Origin of the sequence: Ensifer sp. Root954 (assembly GCF_001429005.1) — a bacterium.
GTDB classification, from domain to species: Bacteria; Pseudomonadota; Alphaproteobacteria; order Rhizobiales; family Rhizobiaceae; genus Ensifer; species Ensifer adhaerens.
Map to the genome: position 1 here is coordinate 508,132 of NZ_LMJM01000001.1, position 26,069 is coordinate 534,200.

Annotated in this window: 22 protein-coding genes; 13 read left to right on the forward strand and 9 right to left on the reverse strand. The window is 63.6% G+C overall.

What is annotated here, in order from left to right:
• The first annotated feature begins 7 nt into the window (after positions 1 to 7).
• On the forward strand, positions 8 to 634 hold the full coding sequence (ycaC, locus tag ASE71_RS02235) for an isochorismate family cysteine hydrolase YcaC (protein ID WP_034787558.1): 627 nt from the start codon (positions 8 to 10) through the stop codon (positions 632 to 634).
• A gap of 77 nt (positions 635 to 711) precedes the next feature.
• On the opposite strand, the gene ASE71_RS02240 is transcribed toward ycaC, so the two are convergent.
• On the reverse strand, positions 712 to 1,893 hold the full coding sequence (locus ASE71_RS02240) for an MFS transporter (RefSeq protein ID WP_060517711.1): 1,182 nt from the start codon (positions 1,891 to 1,893) through the stop codon (positions 712 to 714).
• Positions 1,894 to 2,203: 310 nt separating this feature from the next.
• On the reverse strand, positions 2,204 to 2,620 hold the full coding sequence (locus tag ASE71_RS02245; RefSeq protein ID WP_060517708.1) for a DUF2000 domain-containing protein: 417 nt from the start codon (positions 2,618 to 2,620) through the stop codon (positions 2,204 to 2,206).
• 142 nt (positions 2,621 to 2,762) lie between these two features.
• Here ASE71_RS02245 and ASE71_RS02250 point away from each other — a divergent pair, with 142 nt between their 5' ends.
• Positions 2,763 to 3,248: an Lrp/AsnC family transcriptional regulator gene (locus tag ASE71_RS02250; RefSeq protein ID WP_034787553.1), complete on the forward strand. Its 486-nt coding sequence runs from the start codon at positions 2,763 to 2,765 to the stop codon at positions 3,246 to 3,248.
• Positions 3,249 to 3,260: 12 nt separating this feature from the next.
• Here ASE71_RS02250 and ASE71_RS02255 read toward each other — a convergent pair whose 3' ends face one another.
• The gene (locus tag ASE71_RS02255) at positions 3,261 to 4,166 is read right to left on the reverse strand and encodes a LysR family transcriptional regulator (protein ID WP_034787550.1); all 906 of its coding nucleotides are present in this window, start codon (positions 4,164 to 4,166) and stop codon (positions 3,261 to 3,263) included.
• 130 nt (positions 4,167 to 4,296) lie between these two features.
• Here ASE71_RS02255 and ASE71_RS02260 point away from each other — a divergent pair, with 130 nt between their 5' ends.
• The 3 genes from ASE71_RS02260 to ASE71_RS02270 are packed head-to-tail and all read left to right on the forward strand — an operon-like array spanning position 4,297 to position 6,051.
• Entirely contained in the window at positions 4,297 to 4,776 is a 480-nt protein-coding gene (locus ASE71_RS02260) for a carboxymuconolactone decarboxylase family protein (RefSeq protein ID WP_034787548.1), read from the forward strand.
• 60 nt (positions 4,777 to 4,836) lie between these two features.
• On the forward strand, positions 4,837 to 5,589 hold the full coding sequence (locus ASE71_RS02265; protein ID WP_060517706.1) for an SDR family oxidoreductase: 753 nt from the start codon (positions 4,837 to 4,839) through the stop codon (positions 5,587 to 5,589).
• Positions 5,590 to 5,643: 54 nt separating this feature from the next.
• Positions 5,644 to 6,051, forward strand: coding sequence for a cupin domain-containing protein (locus tag ASE71_RS02270; RefSeq protein WP_060517704.1), 408 nt, complete (start codon positions 5,644 to 5,646; stop codon positions 6,049 to 6,051).
• Positions 6,052 to 6,190: 139 nt separating this feature from the next.
• Here the strand turns inward: ASE71_RS02270 and ASE71_RS02275 are convergent, their stop codons facing one another.
• On the reverse strand, positions 6,191 to 6,679 hold the full coding sequence (locus tag ASE71_RS02275) for an RrF2 family transcriptional regulator (RefSeq protein ID WP_034787539.1): 489 nt from the start codon (positions 6,677 to 6,679) through the stop codon (positions 6,191 to 6,193).
• Between the two features lie 115 nt (positions 6,680 to 6,794).
• On the opposite strand from ASE71_RS02275, the gene ASE71_RS02280 reads away from it, so the two are divergent.
• Together ASE71_RS02280 and ASE71_RS02285 are read left to right on the forward strand one after the other, a co-directional pair.
• Entirely contained in the window at positions 6,795 to 7,697 is a 903-nt protein-coding gene (locus tag ASE71_RS02280; RefSeq protein WP_060517702.1) for a M23 family metallopeptidase, read from the forward strand.
• 85 nt (positions 7,698 to 7,782) lie between these two features.
• Entirely contained in the window at positions 7,783 to 8,427 is a 645-nt protein-coding gene (locus tag ASE71_RS02285) for a LysE family translocator (protein WP_060517700.1), read from the forward strand.
• 59 nt (positions 8,428 to 8,486) lie between these two features.
• Here ASE71_RS02285 and ASE71_RS02290 read toward each other — a convergent pair whose 3' ends face one another.
• Positions 8,487 to 9,758 (reverse strand): GGDEF domain-containing protein, encoded by a 1,272-nt coding sequence (locus ASE71_RS02290; RefSeq protein WP_162251830.1) that lies wholly within the window; start codon positions 9,756 to 9,758, stop codon positions 8,487 to 8,489.
• A gap of 190 nt (positions 9,759 to 9,948) precedes the next feature.
• Here ASE71_RS02290 and ASE71_RS02295 point away from each other — a divergent pair, with 190 nt between their 5' ends.
• Positions 9,949 to 10,518, forward strand: a complete 570-nt coding sequence (locus tag ASE71_RS02295) for a methylated-DNA--[protein]-cysteine S-methyltransferase (RefSeq protein ID WP_060517696.1) — start codon at positions 9,949 to 9,951, stop codon at positions 10,516 to 10,518.
• 130 nt (positions 10,519 to 10,648) lie between these two features.
• On the opposite strand, the gene ASE71_RS02300 is transcribed toward ASE71_RS02295, so the two are convergent.
• The 4 genes from ASE71_RS02300 to ASE71_RS02315 all read right to left on the reverse strand — a co-directional run bounded on the left by ASE71_RS02300 (position 10,649) and on the right by ASE71_RS02315 (position 16,781).
• Entirely contained in the window at positions 10,649 to 11,914 is a 1,266-nt protein-coding gene (locus ASE71_RS02300) for an alkyl sulfatase dimerization domain-containing protein (protein ID WP_082566288.1), read from the reverse strand.
• A gap of 122 nt (positions 11,915 to 12,036) precedes the next feature.
• On the reverse strand, positions 12,037 to 15,093 hold the full coding sequence (locus ASE71_RS02305; protein ID WP_060517694.1) for an AsmA family protein: 3,057 nt from the start codon (positions 15,091 to 15,093) through the stop codon (positions 12,037 to 12,039).
• Positions 15,094 to 15,192: 99 nt separating this feature from the next.
• Entirely contained in the window at positions 15,193 to 16,137 is a 945-nt protein-coding gene (locus ASE71_RS02310; RefSeq protein ID WP_060517692.1) for a DUF817 domain-containing protein, read from the reverse strand.
• A 161-nt stretch (positions 16,138 to 16,298) separates the two neighbouring features.
• Positions 16,299 to 16,781, reverse strand: coding sequence for a hypothetical protein (locus ASE71_RS02315; protein WP_051659098.1), 483 nt, complete (start codon positions 16,779 to 16,781; stop codon positions 16,299 to 16,301).
• A gap of 541 nt (positions 16,782 to 17,322) precedes the next feature.
• On the opposite strand from ASE71_RS02315, the gene ASE71_RS02320 reads away from it, so the two are divergent.
• From ASE71_RS02320 to ASE71_RS02340, 5 genes are all read left to right on the forward strand, one after another.
• The gene (locus ASE71_RS02320) at positions 17,323 to 19,065 is read left to right on the forward strand and encodes a hypothetical protein (RefSeq protein WP_060517689.1); all 1,743 of its coding nucleotides are present in this window, start codon (positions 17,323 to 17,325) and stop codon (positions 19,063 to 19,065) included.
• A gap of 129 nt (positions 19,066 to 19,194) precedes the next feature.
• The gene (locus ASE71_RS02325) at positions 19,195 to 21,231 is read left to right on the forward strand and encodes a type I secretion protein (RefSeq protein ID WP_244496837.1); all 2,037 of its coding nucleotides are present in this window, start codon (positions 19,195 to 19,197) and stop codon (positions 21,229 to 21,231) included.
• Between the two features lie 21 nt (positions 21,232 to 21,252).
• A complete protein-coding gene (locus tag ASE71_RS02330) occupies positions 21,253 to 23,718 on the forward strand; it encodes a type I secretion system permease/ATPase (RefSeq protein WP_060517687.1) in 2,466 nt (821 codons plus the stop codon).
• A 6-nt stretch (positions 23,719 to 23,724) separates the two neighbouring features.
• A complete protein-coding gene (locus ASE71_RS02335) occupies positions 23,725 to 25,065 on the forward strand; it encodes an HlyD family type I secretion periplasmic adaptor subunit (RefSeq protein WP_034787518.1) in 1,341 nt (446 codons plus the stop codon).
• 501 nt (positions 25,066 to 25,566) lie between these two features.
• Positions 25,567 to 25,977: a hypothetical protein gene (locus ASE71_RS02340; RefSeq protein ID WP_156400697.1), complete on the forward strand. Its 411-nt coding sequence runs from the start codon at positions 25,567 to 25,569 to the stop codon at positions 25,975 to 25,977.
• The last annotated feature ends 92 nt before the right edge of the window (positions 25,978 to 26,069 follow it).

Consider the following 26,069-nt stretch of genomic DNA (forward strand, 5'->3'; position numbering starts at 1 on the left):
ACTTCCGATGACCAAGCCCTACGTACGCCTCAACAAGGATGATGTTGCCGTCCTGCTCGTCGACCATCAGACCGGCCTGTTGTCGCTGGTGCGCGACTTCGACCCGGACAAGTTCAAGAACAATGTCCTGGCGCTCGGTGATCTCGCCAAGTACTTCAAGCTGCCGACGGTTCTCACAACCAGCTTCGAGGATGGCCCGAACGGCCCGCTGGTTCCGGAGCTGAAGGAACAGTTTCCCGATGCGCCCTTCATTCCCCGTCCGGGCCAGATCAACGCCTGGGACAATGAGGACTTCGTCAAGGCGGTGAAGGCCACCGGCAAGAAGCAGCTGCTGATCGCCGGCGTCGTGACCGAGGTCTGCGTGGCGTTTCCGGCGCTTTCGGCGATCGAGGAAGGCTTCGAGGTCTTCGTGGTGACGGATGCTTCCGGCACCTTCAACGAGGTGACCCGCGATTCCGCCTGGTCGCGCATGACCGCCGCCGGCGTTCAGCTGATGACCTGGTTCGGCGTTGCCTGTGAGCTGCATCGCGACTGGCGCAACGACATCGAGGGTCTCGGCACGCTATTTTCGAACCACATCCCGGACTACCGCAACCTCATCACCAGCTACAACACCATGGCGGCGCGCAAGTAAGACACGCCAGACGATGAACGACGAAAGCCCCGGCCTGGGATGGCCGGGGCTTTTCGTGTTGTCTGTTGCCGTGGCCTTTATGCGCGGCTGGCGGCCTGCGGGGCGTCGTCTTGCACGTCCAGACGGGCCGCGGGCTTGATCCGGCCGGTCAAGAGCAGGCTGACGGCGAGGAAGGGCACGAGCACGCCAAGACCGAAGCGCATGTCGCTGTATTCGGCGATCAGGCCGATCAGCGGCGGCCCGAGCAGGAAGCCGAGCAGCGCGATGAAGGACAGAATGGCGACACTCGCGGCCGCCGGCCGGTCCTTCTGGTCGGCAGCGGCGGTGACGGCGAAGGGAAAGCCGACGGATACGCCGAAGCCCATGGCAGAAAAGCCGAGAAGCGCTGCCCAGGCGGCGGGGCTTACCACCACGAGAATGAGCCCGCTAATGCTGGCGATACCGCAGGCACGTGCCACCGCAACCGGGCCGTAGCTCGCCTTCAGCCGGTCGCCGGCAAAGCGCCCGGCAGCCACCATGAAGGCGAAGATCGAGTAGCCGAAACCGGCGCTGGCGCTGGAAAGCCCGAAGATGTCGCGCAGGAAGACCGCCGACCAGTCGGCGACGGCGCCTTCGGTCATGGTGATGCCAAAGACGAAGAAGCAGACGCCAAGCAATGCCCAGCCCGGCAGCTTGCGTCTGGAGGGCGCCGCTTCGGCAGCCGCGGCCTCGCCGGTCTTCAGGAGCGGCAGCTTCCGGGCGAAGTAGACGCTGATCGGCAACATGCCTGCCGCCGTCAGCGGCACCGCCCATTCCGGTGCCACGTGCAGCGCCGCGAAGCCGACGCCAACCAGGCTGCCGGTCATGATGCCGAGGCTCCAGAAGCCGTGGCAGGTGCTCATGATCAGCTGCCCGGAGTGCTTCTCGATCGCGTCGGCCTCGACATTGAGGCCGAGTTCGAGCGTCGTCAACGCTGCGCCGACGATGGCGAGCGCCACGAAGAGCACCTCGATGTTCGGGGCCCATGTCGGTAGCCAGACGAGCGCCAGAAAGACGACGAAGCCGTAGAGGATGGTCGCACGGCCGCCGATCCAGGCGACAAAACGGCCGGCAAACGGCAGGGTCAGCAGAATGCCGACGGGCATGCCGAGCAGCGCGATCGCCAGTTCCGCCGGGCCGAGGCCGAGCCTTTGCTGCACGTCGGGAATACGCGGCAGCCAGGCGCCGAAGGCGATCGGTTGCAGGAAGAAGATCAGCATGATGAGCCGTTGGTTGGTCATGCGCATTGTTCCCCGGATAGCGTGTCGCGCGATGCACCCTCGGCAGCGGGCGGGAGCCGTCGAGCCGATGCGGTATGTGAAGGAATTCTGATATTCTGAAAATTGTTTTCAGAGCTTGTCGCGCGGGGCGGGTCCCGTCAAGGCGAGAAGAGGCCGTCAAGTCGGAAAGCGCGGCCTTTCCGAGCGAATGGCTGTTGGTGTTGCGAATGTGTCGCCACCAATCCTGGCATTGGTCTGGTTCCGGTGAAAAAAATGTACATACCGGAAGCGGCGGGCTCCGACCCGCCGTGCCGTTGCGCGTGCTTTTGTCCTATCGCAGCAATTTCAGCGATCCCGTCAGCGATCTGACCCACTTCACGTCGCCGGCAAGACCGATGCCGTCGATCGTCTCCTGCGCGAGATCCCGTTCCGGAAATTGCGTCTCGTAGTCGGCATAGCTGTGCAGCGAACGCGCGAAGGCTGGAAACGGCACGACGACACGATCGTCTTCTTTCGGCAGTGCCTTCAGGAGCAGTGCACGGATCGTCGCGCCATCGGCCTGGAGGATCGGCACGGGCCGGTTGGAGCTGATGTCGATGGTGTTCTGCCTGCTGTCAGTCAGCCGCTGGTTACCGAGACCGGGCATCGCCGAGCCGATGCCGATGCAGATCGCGGCGATCGTGTTGGCGAGATGACCGGGTGTCAGTTCGGGATTGACGATGATGGCGAGGCGGGTGTCCTGAAGCACGTGGTCTGTTTCCTCTCTGTTTCTCAAAGGCTGGGTCGGCCGGGAGAATAGACCGTGTGGCGAGGCAGTATCTTTCTGATGTTGCGAGAAATTGCCAAGATGGGGTAGATTCATCCCGATAGAGCAGAAAATGAGATAGAAGATGCCCGCCACCCTGACACCCGCCGATGTAAAGATCCTGACCGCGCTGCAAAGTGACGGGCGCCTGAGCAACCAGGCGCTTTCGGAGGAGGTTGGCATGTCGACCTCGCCCTGCTGGCGGCGGGTACGGCAACTGGAGGACGACGGTGTCATCCAGGGCTACATGGCGGTACTCAATCGCCGGGAAATCGGCCTTGGGGTGCTCGCCTTCATCCGGGTAAAGATCGACAGCCATACGGAGGCGGAGGCGGACGCCTTCGCCGAGGAGGTGATGAAACTCGACAGCGTCGTTGCCTGCTACAGCATTGCCGGCGATGCGGATTTTCTCCTCCAGGTCGTCTCTGCCGATCTCGATTCCTATTCGGATTTTGCCATGAAGGTCGTGCGGCGCCTGCCGTGCATCAAGGAGATGCAGACGACCTTCGTGCTGAAGGAGATCAAGGCCTATGGCGGGCTGCCCCTGCGCGCCTCGGCCGGCCAGCGCTGACCCAAACGACGGTCAGGAGGCGGAGGCCATCAGCGGGTCTTCCCGGACCACCTGGACAAGGAAATCGAGAACGGTGCGCACGCGTAGCGGCACGTTTCTGCGCGAGGGATAGACGACGCTGATCGGCAGGCGCGCCGGCGGGAATGCCGGCATGACGTTGACCAAGCGGCCAGCCTCGATGTCCGGGCAGGCCAGGATATGGGAGAGGATCGCAAGGCCGTTGCCGGCGAGCACCGCGCGATGCACGGCCACGGCACTGTTGGCGACGAGCCGGGGCGCGATGCGCACGAAAACGTCGCCGGAGCCGTCGGAAAACGTCCACTGGCGGCCGTCGCCGGCGCGGCTGTAGCAGATGCATTCATGCTTCCCGACGTCGTCGGGAATCTTTGGCGCGGGGCGCCGGTTCAGATAGTCGGGTGCCGCCACCAGAAACGCGGTCGTCCAGCCGATCCGCCGGCAGATCAGGCCGCCCTCCGACACCGGACCCAAGCGAACCTCCAGATCGATGCCCTCCCCAACCAGTTCCGATGGTTCCTCGCGAAACAACATCTCTACGGAAAGCCCCGGATGACGGGCGAGCAGGGCGGCCAGGCGATCGCTCAGATAGAGCCCGAGCGGCGCGGGCACGGTGAGCCGCACGCGGCCCGCCACGAGGCCGGTCTCGCCGCAGGAAGCCTCGTTCAGAGCATCGACCGCCTCGACAACTTTGAGCGCCATCGGGATCATGTGTTCCCCCTCGGCGGTCAGCGCCAGCGCATTCGTCGTCCGGTGCAGAAGACGCATGCTCAGGTGCTCCTCGAGTGCCGAGACCTGGCGTGATACCGCCGGCTGGGTCAGGCCGAGATCGTTGGCAGCCGCGGAAAACGAGCCGGTCTCCGCCACCCGCAGGAAGGCTCTGAGCGCAGAAACGATGTCCATCCGGCTTCCCCCAAACGTTTCGACATAAGCCTTATGCGCCGAGTTTACCCCCGGCGCGCTTTACTGTCCATCGATTAAGGATATCTTGTATCCATAAGGATAATAGATGTCCTTAATTAGGAGCAAAGCCATGACCCAGCGCCTCAACTATGCCCAGCAGTCACCCGAGTTCTTCAAGAAAATCTCCGACTTCAGCCTCAGCCTGAAGGACAGCGTCATCGAGCAGACAATCCGCGATCTCGTCAATCTGCGGGCTTCGCAGATCAACGGCTGCGCGTTCTGCGTCGACATGCATGTGAAGGAGGCGAAGATCCACGGCGAGAGCGAATTGCGCCTCTACCACGTGGCAATCTGGCGGGAATCGAACCTGTTTGCGCCGCGCGAACGCGCAGCACTTGCCTGGACCGAGGTGCTGACGAAATTGCCCGAGGGCGGCGTTCCGGACGAGCTCTATGAGCGCGTGCGCGGCCAGCTTTCGGAAAAGGAGATCTCCGATCTGACCTTCTCCATCATGGCCATCAACGCCTGGAACCGCGTCAGCGTCGCGTTCAAGTCCGTGCCCGGCTCGGCCGACAAGCTCTATGGGCTCGACAAAGCCGGGCTCAACTGAGCCCGCGCTCTGCAACCATCATGCACGGCGGCGCGATGGGCGCCGCCGATGGAGGATCCCATGAAAATCGTCATCATCGGCGGGACCGGCCTCATCGGTTCGAAGACGGTCGAACGCCTGCGCAAGCGCGGACACGAGGTGATTGCCGCCTCCCCGAACACCGGCGTCAATACGATCACGGAAGAGGGGCTCACCGAAGCGCTCAGCGGCTGCGAGGTCGTCGTCGACCTCGCCAACTCCCCCTCGTTCGAGGACAGGGCGGTGCTCGAATTCTTCGAGACGTCGGGCCGCAATCTGCTTGCCGCCGAAAAGGCTGCCGGCGTCAAACACCATATCGCGCTTTCCGTGGTCGGAACCGAGCGGCTGCAGGAAAGCGGCTACTTCCGCGGCAAGCTTGCGCAGGAAAAGCTGATCGAGGCCGGTGGCATCCCCTACACGATCGTGCACTCGACCCAGTTCATGGAGTTCCTGAGCGGGATCGCGCAATCGGGAACCGTCGGCGACCTCGTGCGTCTGTCGCCGGCCTATGTGCAGCCGATCGCGTCAGACGATGTTGCCGATGCCATGACCGACGTGGCGCTCGCCGATCCCGTCAACGGCACGATCGAGATTGCGGGTCCGGAGCGCTCGCGCCTCAGCGATCTCGTCGCCCGCTATCTCAGGGCGATGGGCGACAATCGCAAGGTCGAGCCGGACCGGGAGGCGCGCTATTTCGGCGCTCTGCTCGAGGACGGCTCGCTTGTTTCCGACAACAATCCCCGCCTCGGCCGCATCACCTTCGAAGAGTGGTTCGCAACGGCACCCCGCAAGTAACCGAACCGGAGGCGCGCGCGTCGCGCATCTCCCTCATCTGAAAGGATTTTCGACATGATCAAGTCTCTCCTCACCACCCTCGCCGTTACCGCAACCCTGTTCGGGACCGCCGTCGCCGGTGACGCTGCCAAGGTGACGCTCGTCTATGAGCATGAATTGCCGAACGTTCCGGGCAAGAGCATTAAGGGCGTTCTGGTGGAATATGGGCCTGGCGGCTCGTCCGATGCGCACACCCATGCGAGCACGGCCTTCATCTATGCGACGGTGCTCGAAGGCTCGATCCTCAGCCAGGTCAATGATGGTCCAGTCAAGGAATACAAGGCCGGCGAGAGCTTCTCCGAGATGCCGGGCGACCGTCACGGCGTCAGCGCCAACGGCAGCAAGACCGCGCCCGCCAAGCTGCTGGCGGTCTTCGTCGTCGACACCGCCGAAAAGGAACTGACCTTTCCGATGACGAAGTGACGCCATGCCAAGGGCCGACTGCCGATCGCGCAGCCGGCCCTTCTTTCGGCCCAACCGTTGGGGCCAGCCAAGTTGCCGAGCATCTGCCGGCGCAGGCCTATCTCTACGCTTCGCCTGCTGAAACCGCGGCCGGCGCCGCTCATCCGGCGCGTTCTAGCACCCAGGCAAAGCTTCGCTTCGAGAGATCGGCGGGAATTTCCTTCGAGAGGATTTCCATCAGGTCGGACAGGCGCACGCTTCGCAGCTTGTCGCGCCAGGCTTCGTCCGCCTCCCACATGATGCGCGCCACCGCACAGGGGGTCTCGTCGCAGTAACCAGGCGCCCGACAGGGATTGTTGGCCCGGATATTGGTACAGACGAAGGTGCGCGACCGGCCTTCGACCGCCTCGACGATATCGAGGAAAGTCAGTTCCGCCGGCGCTTTCGCCAGCCGGTAGCCTCCCGAAGGACCGAGGGTCGTGTGGACGAGGCCCGCCTGTGACAGGCTCTGCAGCGCCTTCGACAGATACTCCTTCGGAAGTCCGTGGAATTCGGCCAGCGCCTTGGTCGATAGGTAGCGGCCCTCGGGCAGGCCGGCGAGAATGGCGCAACAGTGCAACGCCCATTCGACTTGGCTCTTAAGGATCATACGCTCTAACGATCTTTTTTTCGTCCGGCAGATGCCGCCCGCATCTATTAAGGACAAAAAATATCCCTATTTTTTCCCTGTGTAAACAGCGCCGTCATGTGCAACAGGAGGGATCATGGTCGTTGTCGTCGGTTTTCTGCTTGTTCTCAGCATCCTGCTGCCGCTTGCCTTCATCTGGCGACTGTGGCGGCTGAATGAACCGACGCGGCTTGGCTGGCTGCTGGCGCTTGCAGAGACCGTCGTGCTGCTCACCCTGATCGGACTTCTCAACCGCTGGGACATCGCCGGCTTCTGGACCCGGGCGGCGCTGGCCGCGCTCGCGGTCGCGGCGTCTTTGGTTTCGTTGCCCCGACATTGGCGCCGGCCCTGGCTGTCGCTGGATCGCGGAGCATTGGCGCGCAGCCTGGTGCCGACCGTAGCCTCTCTTTTCGTCTTCGGTGCAGCACTCGCCTATGTCGCCTGGGGCATCGGCTCGCAGCACGGTCCGCGCGGGCTATCGTTTCCGCTGGCCGGTGGTCGCTTCGTCGTCGCTCAGGGCGGCGGCATCGGCGTGCTCAATCATCACAGCGATCACCCGGTGCAACGGCATGCCCTCGACATCACGGCGATCGGCGACGCCGGCTTCCGGGCGTTCGGCCTGCTACCTAGGGATCCCGCTGACTATGCCATCTTCGGCAAGACCGTCGTCAGCCCGTGCGAGGGAGAGATCGTCGCGGCAGTGGATGGGCTGCCCGACCTGCCCCCGCCCGAGGCGGATCGGGGCAACCCGGCTGGAAACCACGTGATCGTTGCCTGCGACGGCATGCGGGTGGAACTGGCGCATCTGCGCAAGGGGAGCGTGACCGCCTTGATCGGGGCGCGGGTTCTCGCCGGCGATCCGATCGGCGCTGTCGGCAACTCTGGCAACAGCACGGAGCCGCATCTGCACATTCATGCCGTCGATGCCGGATCCGGAAAGGCTGTTCAACTGTCCTTCGACGGGCGTGTTCCTTCCCGCAACGCGCAATTCGCCAGGTGAGAACCGATGCGTGGTTGAGCGGGCGGTGCTTTACACGTTCGATCTGAACGGCCAAAGATAGGCCGCTCACGGGAGGAGCTCGTTCATGGACATCAGCACCATGGCTGCCTTTGCGGCCGTCACCTTCATCGCGGTGGTCACGCCCGGCCCGGACGTGATCCTGGCGATGGCCAATGGCTCTCGTTTCGGCATGAAAAAGGCGGTTGCCGGGATGATCGGCGTGCTCCTTTCCGACTTCTTCCTGATCGCCGCCGTGGCAGCCGGCCTCGGCGCCATCCTTGCCGCGTCGGAGTTCTGGTTCTCGGTCGTCAAATATGCGGGTGCCGGCTATCTCGCCTGGCTCGGCTACAAGATGCTTCGTCCCGGTAGAGCCGAGAAAGCGGAAACGCAAGGCGCCGAAAACGGCGATCTCGTTCGCACGGAATCCGCGCTTGCGATCTGCCGCCACAGCATGATCGTGGCCATCACCAACCCCAAGGCCTACCTGTTCTTCTCCGCACTGCTGCCGCAGTTCATCAACCCGGCCGCGCCGCAACTGCCGCAGTTCCTGGCGCTTACCGCCGTGTTCACCGTCGTCGAGTTTGCCGTCATGTTCGGTTACGCTCTTGTCGGCTTCAAGACGACGCAGTTTGCCGCCTCGTCGATGCGGCGCTGGATGGAACGAGGCTGCGGCGGCGCCTTGCTTGTCTCGGCTGCCTCGCTCGCGCTGGTAAAGCGCGTCAACGGATAGGCGGCGGGTCGCGATAGCGGGGTGCCCGGCCGATCGTTCGTTTTCGGGATGCGGAAGGTTCAGGAGCCGGTGGGCCGCCGTGTCGCAGCACTGCTTCTGGCAGGGCTTAATGATAGAAGCGTCGCCGCCGTTTCGGCGGGTGCGATCGAGCCCGCTGCAAACTGCGGCACGCCCGACGGATCTTCCGACCAAACGCTGTTTCTGCCGGCGGCCTTCGCGGCATAAAGCGCGGCGTCGGCGGCGGAAATGATCGCGTGCACATCCTCGTGCCGGTCGGCAAAGGCAATGCCGATGCTGACCGTTGCCGACAGCACGCCCTTGGTCGTGCTCAGCCGGCGCGCTTCGAGCGCGGTGCGAATGCTGTCGGCAATGGCGATCGCGTCGGCGCGATCCGCCTGCGGGAGGCAGGCGGCGAATTCTTCCCCGCCCATGCGCGCGATCAGGGCGTCACGCGGCACGGCCTTCGAGAGGATCCCGGCAAATTCCACGAGCACCTGGTCGCCCACCGCATGGCCGTAGCGATCGTTGATCACCTTGAAGTGGTCTATGTCGAGATAGAGCAGTGCTCCCTTGGCCGGTTGCGTGGCGAGATGGGTCTCCAGCTGCGCAAGGAACGAACGGCGGTTCGGCACACCCGTCAGCGCGTCGGTCTCCGAGGCGAGCTTGTAGCGTTGCTGGGTTCGCTCCTTGACCATGGCGAAGAAGGCGAAGCCACCGGCGAGGCTGTGAAAAAACAGCTCGAAGGTCAGCAACTGGTACCAGAGCGGCTGCGAAGTTCCCGCGGCCGTGTTGCCGGCGAGCGGCCAGATCAGGATCAGCGGGATGCGGGCGAGATAGAGCAGGCCATGGGTGGCGAACACGAAGGCGACGATGTAGGAGCTCGGGAGCTTGCGGAAATTCTCCGAGCGGAAGATCTCGTGCGCGATCAGCGCCGAATAGGCGAAGATCAGGATCGAGTAGAGCACGATCCGGCTTGTGACGCTCTCGCGAACATAGTCTGAAGAATAGGTGACGACGATCCACAGGAGCGGCCCGACGAGCGCGGAGGCGATCTTGAGCGGCTGATTGTCAAAGGCGCGCAAGCCCAGCCAGATCATCGCGAGCCCCAGCACCGCGAGCGCGTTGCCGAGCGAGATGGTGATGAAGTTGTAGCCGTCGCCGCGCAGCGTCAACAGGACGAAGCCGACTGCGCCGATGGCGAAGGCCAAGGACCACAGAAGCAGTTCGAGGCTTTTGCGCTCCTGCCGCCAGGCAAAACCGAAGAAAGCGGCGAAGATCACCAGCGTTACGAACGAACTGAGCATGATCGTCGGGGTATGCAGGATGTCCACCATCGTCTCCTGATGTTCGCGCGAAACCATGCCCGACAAGCGTAAAGCTTTCGCAAATGACGGCATTTGGTGGCGTGCGCGGCTCCGGGCAATCTGTGCCAAAACGGCGGTCGCGTAGGCAGGAAACGGGTTGAATTCGGCGGCGTCCTGCACGATTTTTGAGGGAGGCGTACAAGTGGAGGCGAGGCCGATGGGTCAGGCGATGCATCGTTATTTCATCTTTGAGACCGCGGCCGGTTTCTGCGGCATCGCCTGGAACGATGTCGGCATCACGCGCTTTCAACTGCCGACCGGCACGCTAGAGGCGACCGAGCGGCTGTTGCTGCGGCGGCTGCCTTCCAGCGAGGCGTCGGAGCCGACGCCGGTAATCCGGGCGGCGGTGGAAGCCGTGCGGCACTACTTCGAGGGCAGGGAGGTCGATTTCTCCGGCTTCGCGGTGGATCTGCAAGGCCAGGATGAATTTTTCCTGCGCATCTATGCGGCCGCGCGGGCGCTGCGCTGGGGCCAGACCACGACCTATGGCGCGCTTGCCAAGGAACTGGGCGTCGGGCCGGAAGCAGCACGCGATGTTGGCCAGGCCATGGCGAAGAACCCGGTATCGCTGATCATCCCCTGCCACCGGGTGCTGGCCGCCGGCGGCAAGATCGGCGGGTTTTCAGCGCCGGGCGGTTCGACCACCAAGACGCGCATGCTCGAACTGGAAGGCGTCCATTTGGAGGAGCAACAGGCCAAGCCCGCACAGCAGTCTTTCGGCTTCTGAGGTGAGGCTGCTCCAGCGCGTGGCGCCTAAAGCCTGTCGCGTCACAAAGGATTCACACGCCAGACTGTAAGCTCTTGTTTTTATGCGTCTCGTTGCCGCAAAACCGATGCACAGTTTTGCGCGACATGCATTAGCCTTTGGAGCGCTGCTCGGCCTCGCGTGCGTAAACCGCGAGGAAGGCCTTCCCCATCAGCGAATTCTCGTTCTCGATGCTCTTTCGCAGGACCGCGGCCCGAATTGCCTGAATGGCCCGGTCGTCGGGTGCGGCTGCGCTGGCGAATTCCACGAGTTGCACCGCGAGGCGAAAATTCCCAGCCTCCGATAGGTGCGTGGCCCGCTCCGCAAGCTTTTCGGCGCCGCCGGCAAGAGCGGCCAGTTCCGATGCGAGATCGGCAGTCCTCGGCGGCTTGAGATGGGCCGCGTCACCATCGAACCAGCCGGCATAGAAGTGATAGATGCCGCGGACGAGGAATTCCGGGTCGTCGTATTTCGCTGCCAGATAGGGCTTGCCCAGATATGCCTCGGGCACCTTCACCGCATGCAGAACCGCGTCGAGGCTGGCGCCCCTGTTGAGGAGCGCGAGCGTTTCACGCACGAGATGCTCGAGCGCCTCTGCCCCGTGGCGCAGCATCTCGGCCGCGCGCTCTTCGCCAAAGACGACCGGACCGTGACCGGGAATGAGGACCGCCGGAGCGAGCGCCTCCATCCGCCGAAGTGCCGTCGCCCAATCGGCTGCATAACGCTGCACCTTGCGCGGATTGCCGGCGTTCGGAAACACCCAGATGACGAAATCGCCGCTCGCAAGGACACGTCGTTCCGGTAGCCAGACGAACGTGGCATCGTCGGTTTCGCCTCTGCCGTGAAAAAGTTCGATCCGCTCGCCACCGACGGACAGTGACAGGGTATCGTCATAGACCGCGTCCGGTCGCCGCTGACCGATTGGGTAGATGTAGCCCGGTTTGTTGAACTGCTGGCTCTGCGCGATGCTGTTGTAGCCATGCGAAGCCTCGTAGCGCTCCATCCGCCGCTTCACGTTGCGGTGGGCGACGATCCGCGGGCGCGCTAGCCCACGCGCATCCGCTTCCTGGTCGATGACCGTGATCCCGCTGGTATGGTCGATATGGCCATGCGTGAAGATGACGGTGTGTATGGGGCTGTCGTCCCAGGAGCGTATGACGTCGAGGGTCTGCTTTGCCGTTTCCGGCTTCGCGGTGTCGATCAGGACCAGACCTTCGCTGGTACGGATGGCCGTCACGCTGCCGCAGAAGTAGGTCGTGTGGACGGTGATGATGTTGTCGGCGACATGGGTGATGGCGCCGTGCGAGACCGCGGCGGTCCATTCTTCCATCTGAGCCGTGCCGTCCCACAGACGCTCGAACAACGGGTCGTGTCTCATGGTCTTTCTGTCCTCGAAGCAATCGCCGACAGCTTTAGCATTGCCGGCCGTGGTTGGAAGCCGGCACGTGTGGTCTTGTGGACATGCCTCAGGTTTTGGGCTGCATCATCTGAGACGCTCGCTCATTGAAGAAGCTTGAACAGCTTTCCCAAAGTGCCGCTGTCCTGTGCCGGTTGCTCGGCTTCTGCAGCGGGTTGCTGCTCCGGCTGCGGCGTTTCCGGCGCCGGCTGTTCGGCAGCCGTGTCGGGCGGAGCTTGCCCATCGACGGGCGGTGCCGCCTCGGGCTCGGTGCCGCCACCGCCGATGATCTGCTCGATGGAGAGCTCGCTGCCTTCGTCCTTCGGCTGCTTGCCGATCGCACCGCTGAGGATGTCGCGAAGCTTTCCTCCCTTGCCGTCCCCGGACAGAAGCTCATCGAGCCCCAGCTTGCCGGTCGGCAATCCGAGCTTCTTCAAGGTCGAAAGCGCGGCATCGGGGTTTTTCAGAAGGCCCGAAAGGTCGGGATAGATGCGCGGAGCGGCAAACGACCCTTCGATGACGACGGGCACGCCGATGCCTTCGGTGGCGATGTCGGCACCCTGGCCCTGCAAGGATGCGACCACGCGGGGATCGAGGCGGAAGTTCAACTGGTCCTCCGGCAGGTTTGCCTCGCCTTTGCCGCTCATCCGCACGAGGGGGCCGACGAGCTTGATGTCGTCGGTGCGCGCAACGCCGTTCTCGATGGCAAAGGATGCCCCGAGTTCGGTAAAGCCGGTCGCCTTGTTGTCGTTCTGCTTGAAGCCGGAGGACATCAGGCCGACGAGATTGTTGTAGACGTCGGCAACGTCGATCCCGCGAATGGCGCCGTCGGAGAAACGGACCTCAGCCGTGCCCTTGAGCGATCGCTTGAGCGTGCTGGTCGTGCCGCCGGCGCCTGCAATGTCGAACGTCGTCTGCAGCGCGCCTTCGAGATGCTTGAAGTTTGCAAGGTCGGTGAGCAGTGGTGCGGCCGAGGCGCCCGATATCGAGGCCTTCACGGCGATAGACGGCTCCGTGCCGGATCCGTCGGCGGTCAGGCTCGCGGCCACCTGGCCGCCATAGAAGGGGCTATCCGGAATGTCGAGGTTCGCGATGCCCTCGGAGATCTTCAGGGAAGTTGCGACCGGCCCGACGACGACGCGGCCGTAGGCGAGTTTTTCGGCATCGACCTTGATGGAGGCATCGATGGAGCGAAGTGCGGACAGATCCAGCGGACCATCCGGGGCAGGGCCACCACTCGCTTTGCTTTTGGCCTTCGCCTGCGGCGCGGCCGAAGGCGCGCCGGCCAACCGCGCGAGGTCTAGTTCCTTGAAATGGAGCGCGCTCGAAATTTTGAGCGGTGTCCCGAGTTCGACCGCGCCATTGCCGCTTCCTTCGACCCCGTTGACCGAGAGCGTGGCCTTCTGGAATGCGACGCCCGCAGCGCTTGCCTTCACGTCGCCATTGAAGGCGAATTGCGTGATGCCGCCCGCGTCGGCCTGACCGATCCAGGCAAGAAGCGCTCGCAGGTCTGCGGCCGCGAAGTTCAGCTTGCCGGCGTAGCTGCCCGCAAGCGCCGCCTTGCCATCCAGCGCAAGCGTCGCTTCCTTCGTGCGCAGGTCGAGCTTCAGCGGGATGTCGCCCGCACGGGCATTGGCGTCCATGAGCAGGTCGCGGACCGGTAGGGTAAGATCGATCTCGGCCGGTTTGCCCCGCCACACGAGGCTGCCCGCAAGACGCATTGGCTTGGCCAGGCCCTCGATCTTGAGGGCGAGTTTCTTTGCCTTCACCTCGGCCATGGCCGGATCGGCGATGCCGGGAATGACGATGGTCGCGTCACGCAGGCTTGCGCCGCCGGTCACGTTGATCGTCTTGCGCACAGAGTTCGCGCTCAGTCCGCGAAACGCGAAGGCCGTGTCCATCGTCACGGTTCCCGACAGCGGTACCGATTGGCCGACCAGAGCCGCGAGTTTGGAAACGTCGAGCCCGTTGCTGACGACGCGGCCCTGGAAAATCGGCTCGGCGGCGCCGACGTCGGCGGCGAGATCGGCGGCAACACTGCCGGCGTCGATGCCGAGATGCTCGAGCCGCCCGGTCAACTGCCCGTCCTTGAGGGTCGCCGTCAGCGCGACGTCGGATGCGGAAATGTCACCAACGGCAAGGGCGCCGACATTGACGCTGATATCGGCGTCAAAACCGGCCAGCGCCTGCAGGCCTGCAGCTGCCTTGGCCTTGTCCGTCCGGCCTGCCGGTTCCTCGGGCTGGGAGGAGGATGCGGCCGTCTCGCCGTCATCGAGAAATGCGCTCAGATCCAGCCGCTCGGCGTTGAGGTCGGCGAGGAACCGCGGGCGGCTGCCCGGCACGAACAGCGCGTCGAGTCCGAGCGCTTCGTCGCCGATCGTAAGCTTGCCGCCGCGGATCTGGTAACCGCCATTGGCATTCAGCGCTACCTGGCCGCTGGCAGTCAGTTCGGTGAGCCCGGCCGCCAGCTGGTGCTCGGCCTCCAGGGAAAGGCTGAGTTCGGCAGGCTTGTGCTCGAGCAGCGGACGCAAAGGCGAAACGGCAAGCGTGACATCGTAGCGCCGGCCATCGACGCCGGCGCCGGCCGAGAGCGACAATTCGCCATCGATATCCGGAACGGCGAGCGTAAGATCGAGATCGCTGACGACGTCGACCGAACCGCCGGCGCCCTCCTGCCGCAGCGTTCCCTCGCTGATCGAGATCTTGTCGATGGCGCTTTTCTCGAGGAAGGCGACGAGGGCGGCGAGCGGATCGCGCGTTTCGCCCGTGCTCGCCTGTCCCGCCTCAGCCCCCCCGTCTTGCGCAACCGCTGCGGCCTCTGCCTTCGGCCGCAGCGCCACGACAGGGCGTACAAGCCTTACTTCCCTCACGTGCAGGCGGTCGGACCATAGCGAGGAGAGCGTCACGGAGCCCGCGACTTCGCCGATCTCGGCGGTCATGCCGTCGGCATCGAGCGAGACGTTTTCGGCCACCACCGCCAGATGCGGGACGACGGAAAGTCTGACCGGGCCTTTGAGCGCGATCGCGCTGCCGGTCGCGTTCGAGAGTTGCCGTCCCAGTTCGGCGCGCATCCAGTCGCTCGAAACGAAGCTGGGCAGGATCATGACTGAAACGACAGCGAGGACGCCGAGCGCCAGCAGGCAAAGAAAGAAACGCCGCATGTTTCCCCTCGTTGCGAAAGCGATTGATTCGGTATCGTTTTCCAGCGCGCGCCGTTTTGCAACTCCTGGGGCGATCTGCCTTCTCGTCGTACGGTTGCGCTATCGCGCGCCGACACCCTTTCCGGCGACGGCTGCATCGCCCATCTCGACGGCTGTACTCTCGGCCACGGCTGCCGGAGCGGCAACCGCGCGCGGACGATGCACGAGCGTGACCAGCACGAACGACAGGATCATCAGCAGATACCAGGCGCCGAGCTTTTGCACGGAGACCAGCGTCCAGCCGGCATGCTGCGAGGGATAGATCCAGGCCCGCGACCAAGTGCCGATGTTTTCGGCGAACCAGATGAAGAGGGCGACCAGCAGGAAGCCCACGAGCAGCGGCATGCGGTGGCGAAAGCGGAAGACGCGATAATGCACCGTGGTGCGAAGGAAGAGGATCGCGGTCAATCCGAACAGCGCGTAGCGAAGGTCGATGATGTAGTGGTGGCTGAAGAAGTTGACATAGATGGCAAGGGCCAAAAGCAGGGTCGCGATGAGCGGCGGATAGTTGCTGTAGCGCATGTCGAGAATGCGGGTCACGCGCGCCAGATAGGAGCCGACGGCGGCATACATGAAACCCGAAAACAAAGGCACGCCGCCGATGCGGAAGAAGCTTGGCTCCGGATAGATCCACGAGCCGACGGAGGTCTTGAAGATTTCCATCAGCGTGCCGACGACGTGGAAGATCAGGATGACCTTGGCCTCGGCGATGGTCTCGAGCTTGAAGACGAGCAGTGAGATCTGGATGGCGATGGCGCTCAGGAACAGGAAGTCGTAGCGGGCGAGACCACTGCCTTCGGGCCAGTAGAGTTTCGTTGCCAGCATCAGGGCCAGCATCGCGCCGCCGAAGAGGCAGGCGAAGGCCTGCTTGATGCCGAACACCAGAAATTCGGTCAGGCCGCCAAGGAAGCCGCTTGCCGGAAGCCGGTCGAGCACGCCATGCGCCGCAGCGTCGATGCGCACCTCAAGGCTCGTAAACCGCCTCTCCTCGGGTTGTCCAACCATCCGCATCGCCTCCTGCTGCCGTCGCTGCTGCGATGGCCTGACAATGCGGTTGAATTGTGGATGGCTGGAAACCGGGCCGTGTGGAGGTGGCTGCCGCGCATCCGCCACCAGCGGCGGCAGCAGGATTGCGGCATGCCGTCGTCTGCGCTCGTGGCGGGTGATCAGCGCGGGAAGGCGTAGCGGTCGACGATCGCCCAGATTTCCCGGTTGACCTCCTGCAGCTGCTCGATCACCTCGTTGATCCGCGCGATCTCCGCCTCGTTGATCTGCTCGATCTTGCCGTACTTGATCGTGTCCTTGCTGTCGAAGATCGCCATCAGTTGCGTGCTCGCCTGGTCGCCGGTTTCGTCGAAGGAATAGATGCAGTGGCTGTATTTGTTGCGGAGTTTTGCCTGCCGGCCAAGCTGTTGGGTAATCGAAAGAATTTCTTGCCGCTGCGCGGCAGGCGTCTTTCCCATCTTGGTCAGCCGCTCGACGAGTTCGATGCGGGCCCGCGTCGTGTTCAGCGTCAGGAAGATGACGATCGCGGTTTCCTTGTCGACCCGGGCGAGGCCGGCGATGAGGTAGATGAGCAAACTCTCCGTATTCGTCCACGTGTAGTTGAGTTGTCCGATTAAGAGGAGGATTTCGTGAAATCTTGCCATGGGCCTTCCAGTGCTCGCCGGTTGCCAAATGCCACACCACTGCTCGTCAGAATACTGCATTCCTGCGTCCAGTAAATTCGTTCTGACGATGGTCGCGCAGGCCCGGAAATGCGGCGCTCGGGCCCTCTCCGGCGCGTGGCCAGCCGTCGGGTGACGGCCATATTTTGCCTAGCCCACGGGTGAAGGTTTCTGCGTCTCGTCGCTAGCCCGCGAAGGTTAGCCCGAACTGACAACTTACAATGCGTGTCGGTTTTAGACAGAGTCTCCTCTGCAACCGGCGAGCAGGACGCACTCAGGCCCCCTTTGGGCAAGCTCTGCATCGAATGGAATACCCAGTTGGGAACCTGTTCCGGTCCTCTCGACCAAGTAAGGGGAGAGGCAACAAAAGCGATCAAAGTATCGACAGATGGGCGACTAGGCGCCCGGAGGAAAACACCGTTACTGAGTTCAACAAGTCCAACACGTAGCCCGCGCATGGCCCAAATCCGCGTAAGAGAAGAATGCGGCTCGGCTGTCGCGGCCTCAACTCGAGGTAATCGTCATGAGTAAGGACAAGAATATCCTGTGGCCATGGGATGACAGCCAGTCTCAAGATCAAGACCAGGGACAAGGACAGGGCCAGGGTCAGGGACAATTGCAGGCGGAGCTGCAAGGCCAGCTTCAGGGACAGGGACAAGGCCAGGGCCAGGGGCAAGACCAGGGACAGGGCCAGGACCAAGGTCAGGGCCAGGATCAGGGACAATCGCAGTACAGCGAGTCCTACAACGGCAATCTCAACGGCAACGGCAACCTCAATGGTAACGGCAACGCCAATGCCAACGGGAACGGCAACCTGAACGGCAACGGCAATGCCAACCTGAACGGCAATGGCAACGCCAACCTGAACGGCAATGGCAACGCCAACCTCAATGCCAACCTCAACGAAAACAGCACCCATGTCGACGTCGACAGCAAGACGACCGTCGACGTGGACGTCGATCTCGACCTGAGCGGCTACAAGCCGTCCGACGACGACTTTGCCGATATCGACAACTCCTCGATCCACGGCATGGCGAACACGAGCTTCAAGGACATCCTGAACGGCTCGATGAACGGCAACAGCAACGTTGCCAACGTGTTCAGCCAGAACGCCATCATGTCGGATGACGACAGCGCCTCTGACATCAACAACAGCGGCACGCTTAACCAGAACGGCAACGCCAATGCCGGCGACGCCCGCTCGGGCGACGGCATTCAGGCCGGCGCAGACGGTGGTGAAGGCGGAAGCAAGGCCTATGCCAACGGTGGCGACGGCGGCGATGGCGGCCATAGCGTTGGTGGCTTCGCGGGCGCTGGCGACGGCGATGGCGGCGACGCAGACAACAATGCCGATGCGACCGGCGGTGCCGGCCTTGGCGGCATTGCAGCCAGTGTTGGCGTTGGCGGCGGCAGCTCCAGCGGTGACGCAAATGGCGGTACGGCGACAGCCGGTGCCGGTGGTGCCGGTGGTGCCGGCCTCGGCGTCGGCCTCGGTCTCGGTGTCGGCCTTGGTGTCGGCGCGGCAGCCGGCGGCGACGGCGGCAGCAATGGTGCCGGCAACGGTGGCACAAGTGGCGACGTCACGAGCGGCCCGGCAGGATCTTCGGATGCAGGTGACGGCGGCGATGCCGGCGGCTTCATCCTGCCAATCCTGAACCTCGGTGGCGACGGTGGCGACAGCAACGGTGGCAACAGCGTAGCGGTTGGCGATACCGGCAGTGCTGACGGTGGTGATGCCGGCGATGCCGGCGACGGCGGCGGCGCTTTGGGTGCTGGTCTTGGCGCGGGTGCTGGCTTCGGCGCCGGTGCAGGCGTCGGCGGTGCCGGCGGCGGTGGTGGCGATGCCTATGCCGGTGGCGGCTCTACGGGTGACTCGACCGGTGGTGACGGTACCGGTGGTGCAGCGACCGGTGGTCACGGCCTCGGCGGCCTCGCGCTCACGGGTTCGTGGGCAGCCGGCGGCGACGGTGGCGATGCCTACGGTGGCCATGCACTCGGTGGTGCCGGCGGTGCCGGCGGCGCGGGTGGCTTCGCGACGAACGGTGATGGCGGTGCGGGTGGCAGCGCCGGCATGTGGGGCTCGTACAATGGTGACGACAGCTTCGTCGAAGGGCTCTCCTCGGCTTCGGCAGACGCAGTTATCGACACCAACGCCTTCAACCAGCAGATCGTGCTCGGCGCGAACCTGCAGGGCAACACGATCGACATGACGGTCGTCGGTGGTGATTACACGACCACTGCCGTCGGCGACGACGACAACACCTGATCGGTGAGGGGGCGTCGATCCGCGTCTCGCGGGATCGACCCGAGAATGACTGCGCGGGAAGCTCTCGCGCAGTCAGGCACGACCCGCCAAGCCGGCGGGGACTGCCGACGACAAGAGGAGGGCCTGACCTTGTATTCCGCAAAGATCACCGAGGCCATTGCCCATTTCATCGGTCTCTTCGAACTCTCTACCGAAGAGGCGCGTCTGCGTGAAATCCATGAGAAGTTCGACCCGGATCGCGACGTCCACAAGGATCCGAAGGAGCTCGTTTCTGCGCCGGTCAAGGTGCACGCACCTTACGATCTCGACGACTTCAACCCCGACGTCCCGTACAAGCCGGTCGGACCGGACATCTTCATGCCGATACCGGACGGCTATGCTGGGGTGTCCTTCCCCGAATACCCGATTTTTGGCGGCTCCCTTGGCCGCGCCAGCTCGGAAGCCTTCCTGCAGGGCGCATCGCCGAGATCGGCCTCGCAGGTGGTCGAGCCGCACATCAACCCGCCGGGCTCGGTGGTGGTCTACAGCAACCAGACCGCCGAGCTTTCGGACAATGATTTCGTCAGTGTCGGCGGGCATGGCCTGAAGTCCGGCCTGCAGATCGACAACAGCGCGACGATGGCCGAGCTCATCGACGCGACGCAGAGTATTTCGCTGCTCGGCGAGACGGATGTCGCCGGCTCCAGTGACGCGATCGCCAGCCTCGTTGTCGGCACGGCCGAGAGGCTTGAGGCATTCTCCACCGGCGGCGAAGCGGAGGCCGGGGGGCTGAGCGTCACCCATTTTTCAGCCAGGGCCAGCACGCTCGAAGGCATCTATGTGAACGGCGTGATCGTTGAGGAAGCGCCGGTTCTCAAGGATCACCTGCCGGACCCGGACGAGGCTTCCGATGCGCCGGACGAGCCCGAACTGTCGAACGACGGGGTCGAAGTCGAGGGCGGCATCGCCTATGGCGAGGGTGCCGTCGCGGTCGACACTTCGGTCGAGCTGGAAGCGGGCAGCAACACGCTGGTCAACTCCGTCGTCATCACCAGCGACTGGCTGCAGGCCGAAGTGCTGGCGGTGGCCGGCGACCACGTCGAACTCAACGCGATCGTTCAGGTCAACACCCACTATGACAGCGACCTCGTCAGTTCCGCGCTGAGCGGCAACAATATTGAGCAGCATGCTACCCAGGCGTTCAACATCGCCATGTTCAAACATGTCGAGCCGGCGCAGACGACGCATGCCGACACCGCCGACTTCCCCAAGGTCTGGGCCATCACCGAGGTCAAGGGCGACCTGATGATGGTCAACTGGCTCCAGCAGTTCACTTTCATGTCGGACCAGGACACGGCGATCCTCGCGGCTTCGGGCTCGAAGCTTTCGATCGTCGGTGGCGACAACACGGCGGCCAACCAGATATCGCTGCTGGAGCTCGGATACCGCTTTGACCTGATCTTCGTCGGCGGCAGCGTCTTCGACGCCAACATCATCCAGCAGACGAACATCCTGCTCGACAACGATCTGATCGGTGCCGTCGGCGGCTTTCACACCAGCGGCGCCGGTTCGGTCTCGACTGGCGGAAACCTGCTTTGGAACTATGCCGGAATCGTCGAAGCTGGCAGTGCAGGCCCGGTCAATCCGATGTCGGACGGTTACCTGTCCGCGCTGCAGGATCTGTCGGAAGGCAAGAAGCCGTCGGGCGACGACTTTCTGCATGATCCCGCCTTTGCCGGGCTGAATGGCCTGAGGGTGCTCTACATTTCCGGCGACCTCATCAGCCTCAACTACATCCAGCAGACCAACATTCTCGGCGACAGCGATCAGGTGACGCTGGCGATGAACGCGCTCGAGGCGCGCCCGGACGCGGACTGGACCATTTCCACGGGCTCGAATGCTCTGCTGAACTATGCCGGGATCGTCGATGTCGATACGGGCAAGACGATCTATGCCGGCGGCGGCGCCTATTCGGACGAGGTGCTCATCCAGGCGGAGCTGGTCAAGAACGATCCCTATCTCGGTAGTCAGAACCCGGATGCGCTGGTCAGCGAAGCGGTCGTCTTTCTCGGCGACGACATGCTCACTCCGGATTTCGGCCACCAGCCGCAGGATCAGATCTCGCCGAGCCATGGGCACGGCATCGATACGGCCAGTGCCGACCCCATGCACAGCATGGTCGCCTGATGGGAGTGCGGGAGGATAGTCATGACCGACCGCACCAATCCGTCTCGGCCAGTGTCTGCCGAAACCGGCGCCGATGCCGCTTCGCGTGCGGAGGAAAACGGAACACGGCCGGAAGCATCCGGCGCCGACGCCGCGCGACGGCAGTTTCTGCGCAAGCTCAATCATCAGGAACACGTTCTGGACCGTGCTGTTAGGGAGATCGACGGGGTGGCGGACCAAATAAGAAGAGTGGCGGCAAACGGCGCCGGCGAGGATGGCAACTGGACCCCTTCACCCGTTTCGCCTCTTCCCGGATCGGGCGTTGCCGCAAGGCCGGTACAGATCACCGGTCCGACACCCGGCCTCGCACCGGCGCGCGCTGCTGCACCGGCCGCACCGATCGGGGTCGCGCAGGCGTCACGCGCACAGATGGGAACGCCACGGGCGGATGCCGCTGAGACGGTCAACGTCACGTCGCGGCCGTGGCCTCCAAAGACCGAGCCCGTGGCCAGACCCGAGCCGGCTCTGCGCGGCGAGGCGACGGTCGAGCGCCGCCCGTTGCAGGAGGAACCAAAGCCGGAACCCTGCATCGAAAAGCCGGTCGGAAAACCGGTTGCCTGGCCGACCGCGGAGATGAAGGAGAGATATTCGCCTTCGGGCATGGTGGTGATCGAAGCCGACCGTGGGCCGATCAAGGCCGAGCCGCGGTCGCCCGACAAAGGTGGCGGATCGTCCGACAAGGGCGGCGGCGGAGGCGGTGGAGGGGGCGTGTTCCACAAGCGCCTTGGCCCGGTCGATTTTTCGGCGAGCCTCAGCGCTGGTCTCAAGGCGATCCGGCAGAACCTGATGATCGTCATGCTGTTTACGATCGTCACCAACATCCTCGTGCTTTCGATCCCTGTCTATCTGTTCCAGATTTCGGACCGGGTGCTGACCAGCCGCTCGGTCGACACGCTGGTGATGCTGACGGCGATCATCGTCGGCGCGGTGCTGCTGCAGTCGGTTTTCGACGCCATTCGCCGCATGATCCTGATGCGCACCGCCGTGGAGGTGGCCGCGCAACTCGGCGCGCCGATCCTGAGCGCGGCAGCGAGAGCCGCCCTGCATAGCAACGGGCGCGAGTACCAGACGCTTGGCGACCTGCAGCAGCTTCGCTCCTTCCTCGTCTCCGGCACGCTGCTTTCGTTTCTCGATGCGCCGATCGCGCCGCTCTTTCTGGTGGCGGTCTTCCTCATCCATCCGCATCTCGGGATAATCGTCGTCACCTCAGCCGTTCTCCTCCTCATCGTTACGCTGTTGAACCAGAAAGCGACGGCTGCGGCGTTCGGCGAAGCGACCAATTTCCAGACCAAGGCCAACCTTCACCTCGATTCGATGTCGCGCAACTCCCAGATCATCAACGCACTGGCGATGATCCCGGAGGCCGTGCACATCTGGGGCAAGGACATGGCCGGTTCGCTCAAGGCCCAGGTGATGGCGCAGGACCGCAACATCGCCTTTGCGTCGCTGTCCAAGGCGGTGCGCCTCCTGACGCAGGTGACGATGCTCGGTTGGGGCGCCCATCTCGCCCTCAATGGCTCGCTCACCGGTGGCATGGTGATTGCGGCCTCCATCATCGCGGGCCGCGCGCTTGGACCTATCGAGGGCGCGATCGAGGGATGGAGCCAGGTCATCCAGTCGCGTGCTGCCTATGGGCGCATTTCCGCGCTGCTGAAGACGTCACCGCTCAATTTCGAACGGTTGAAGCTGCCGCGGCCCGAAGGGCGCCTTGATGTCGAGCGCCTGCTTTTCGTTCCGCAGGGCACCAAGCGCGTGGTGCTCAACGGAATTACCTTTGCGCTGGAGCCCGGCGATTCGCTTGCCGTGATCGGCAGTTCCGGTGCCGGCAAGACGACGCTCGGCAAGATGCTGGTTGGATCCATCCTGCCGACGTCGGGCAACGTCCGGCTGGATCTCATGGACCTGAGGAACTGGGACCAGCGGCAGTTCGGCGAAAGCATCGGCTACCTGCCGCAGGACGTGCAGCTGTTTCCCGGCACGATCAAGGCCAACATCGCCCGCATGCGCGAGGATGCCACCGACGCCGACATCTACGCCGCTGCCAAGCTTGCCGATGTTCACGACATGATCGCCATGCTGCCGCACGGATACGAGACCGTGGTGGCCGCCGACGGCTCGCCTCTATCGGGCGGCCAGAAGCAGCGCGTCGCCCTTGCCCGCGCCTTCTTCGGCAACCCGCGCATGGTTGTGCTCGACGAGCCCAACTCCAATCTCGATACCGCCGGCGAGGCGGCGCTGACGCGGGCGCTGACGCATGCCAAGCGTGAGAAGATCACGGTTGTCACCATCACTCAGCGACCGGCGCTTTTGAACAGCGTCGACAAGGTTCTGCTGCTCGTCAACGGCACGGTGGCGCTCTTCGGCATGCGCCAGGACGTTCTCAAGGCACTCGCTTCGCGTGGGGTGAATACCGAAGGCAACCCGCTCGAACAAAACCAGCTTCCGTAGGCGATCATGAGCGACATGGCCAAAGTACAGGATCTGACCTGGTACGCAGAGGTTCCGCGTTCAATCTGGCAGCATACGATGATCGGCCTGGTGCTGATCGTCGTGACCTTCGGCGGCTTTGGCCTTTGGGCCTTCACCGCGCCTCTGGCGGCAGCCATCATCGCCCAGGGCAGCTTTGTCGCAACCGGGCAGAACAAGGTGGTCCAGCACTTCGAAGGCGGGATCATCAAGGATATTCTGGTGAGCGAGGGCGACCGCGTAACCGTGGATCAGCCGTTGGTGCGGCTGGACGAAACGGCCGCACAAGCGAATGAGAGGCAGTATTTTCTGCGCTGGGCGCGGCTGGAGGCGATCGTCGCCCGGCTGACCGCGCAGGCGCACGGTTTGAAGCAGATCGTGCTGCCCGCGGTTCTCACGGAGCACGTCAAGAAAGATCCTGAGATTGTCCCGATCGTGCAGAGCCAGGAGCTCAATTTTCAGACCTGGAGGAGCAAGCTCGACAGCGATATCGGACTGTTGAAGCGGAATATCGAGAGCCTGGAGTTCCGCTCGCAAGGTTTTCAGGAGCAGCTGAAATCGGTGCGCGAGCAACGAGTCCTGCTCGAGGAGGAATACATCGGCAAGAAGACGCTTTTGGCCAAGGACCTGATCCGCAAGACGGAGATCAAGACCATCCAGCGCGCGATCGCCGATGCAGAGGGCCAGATTGGCCGTCTGATGTCCGAAGTCTCGGAGACCGGCTCCCAGATCCTCAAGCAGCAGCAGCAGGTCAACCAGACCGAACAGAGCTACCAAGAGGCTGCGCTCGACGAATTGCAGAAGGCCGAGGGTGAACTGGACACAGTGCGTGAACAATTGCGCGGCGCCACCAATGTGCTCCGCCGCGCGACGATCAACGCGCCGGTGACCGGCACGGTCATCAGGATGCATTTTCATACGTCCGGCGGCGTCATCGAGAGCGGCAAGCCGATCATGGAAATCCTGCCGGCCGATGTACCGCTCATCATCGAGGCGCAGGTGCTGCGCACCGACGTCGACAATATCCGGGTCGGCGAGAAGGCGACGGTGCGGCTGACCGCGCTGAACCAGCGCACGACGCCGGTCCTCAATGGGCAGGTCTTCTACGTGTCGGCGGACGCCCTGCCGGTGCAGACGCATGAGGGCACGCGCGAGGTCTACCTGGCGCGCGTCAGCCTTCCGGCAAGCGAGCTTGCAAGAGTTCACAATTTCGTCGTGACCCCCGGCATGCCGGCGGAAATTCTGATCCAGACGGCGGAGCGGACCTTCTTCGACTATCTCACCAAGCCGATCCGCGACAGCATGGCGCGCGCCTTCATGGAAAACTGACGGTTTCGCGCGGCAGAAGCGCCTACGACGTCGGAATACGGGCGGCGTGAAACCCGTTTCCGCCTGCCCGCGTTTCGCCGGCATCACCGGCCGTTCGATCGCATTTACGGCGGTTCTGGACCGATGCGCCGGTATTGCGCTGCGCGCATAGCGCATAGCTGGCTTGCGCAAAATCCGCCTACGATTTGGGCAGAAACCCTGTATATTCACCTCATCGAAGCAATGCATCTCCTCCCGCAGAGCTTCGATGCGGTGAACGATCTCCTCCTCCCATGGATCGTTCACGAGATCAGCGCCACTCCTCCTCCCAGGCTGCTGATCGATTTTTAGAGAGCCTGCCGCTCCTCCCGCGGCGGGCTCTTTTGTTTTTCGGCAGACGCTGCCGGCAATTGCGTCCTTCAAGTGTCGAATTCGTCGACGCCACGCCCCCATGATCAACAATGCATGCCCGCGCACGGAACCAAAGCGCCCGGTTAGCGGTTACGCCTGTGGAGGTGCGTGATGTCTATCCGGCACGTGAAATCCGATCCGCAGTCGAAACCACAGCGCTGGGCGTTTCACCATGGCGCAGGGCGCCTGCGGGCAGGAGACGCGACCCGCGACGGGTCCACGACGCAGGAACGGTTGTTGCCCGTGGTCGACGCCGGCGACGGCGGCCTGGTGGCGCCGGATCTTTCGGGATCTCTCGCCCCTCATCGCAACCGGCAGCCGCCGCCGCACGACTACAGCCGTCCGGCGGTCGGTCGCGATGCGCTGGCTTCCATCCGCGACATGCGCGACGAAGACTGCAGCGGCGGGCCGATCTGGGTCGCCTTGCTCGGCGACAATACGAGCGAGGGCATGCGGCAGTTCATGGGGCTCGTGCTCGCCTTCATCTTCCTGTCGGCCGTTTTCTTCTGGTTTCTTGCCTAGGACGTATGAGGCAACTAAGCCGCCGTGGCCGTGACATTTTCCCGGTTGACGGTCGATCGCTGAAGCCTAGATAACCGGCGGTATCCCGTCCT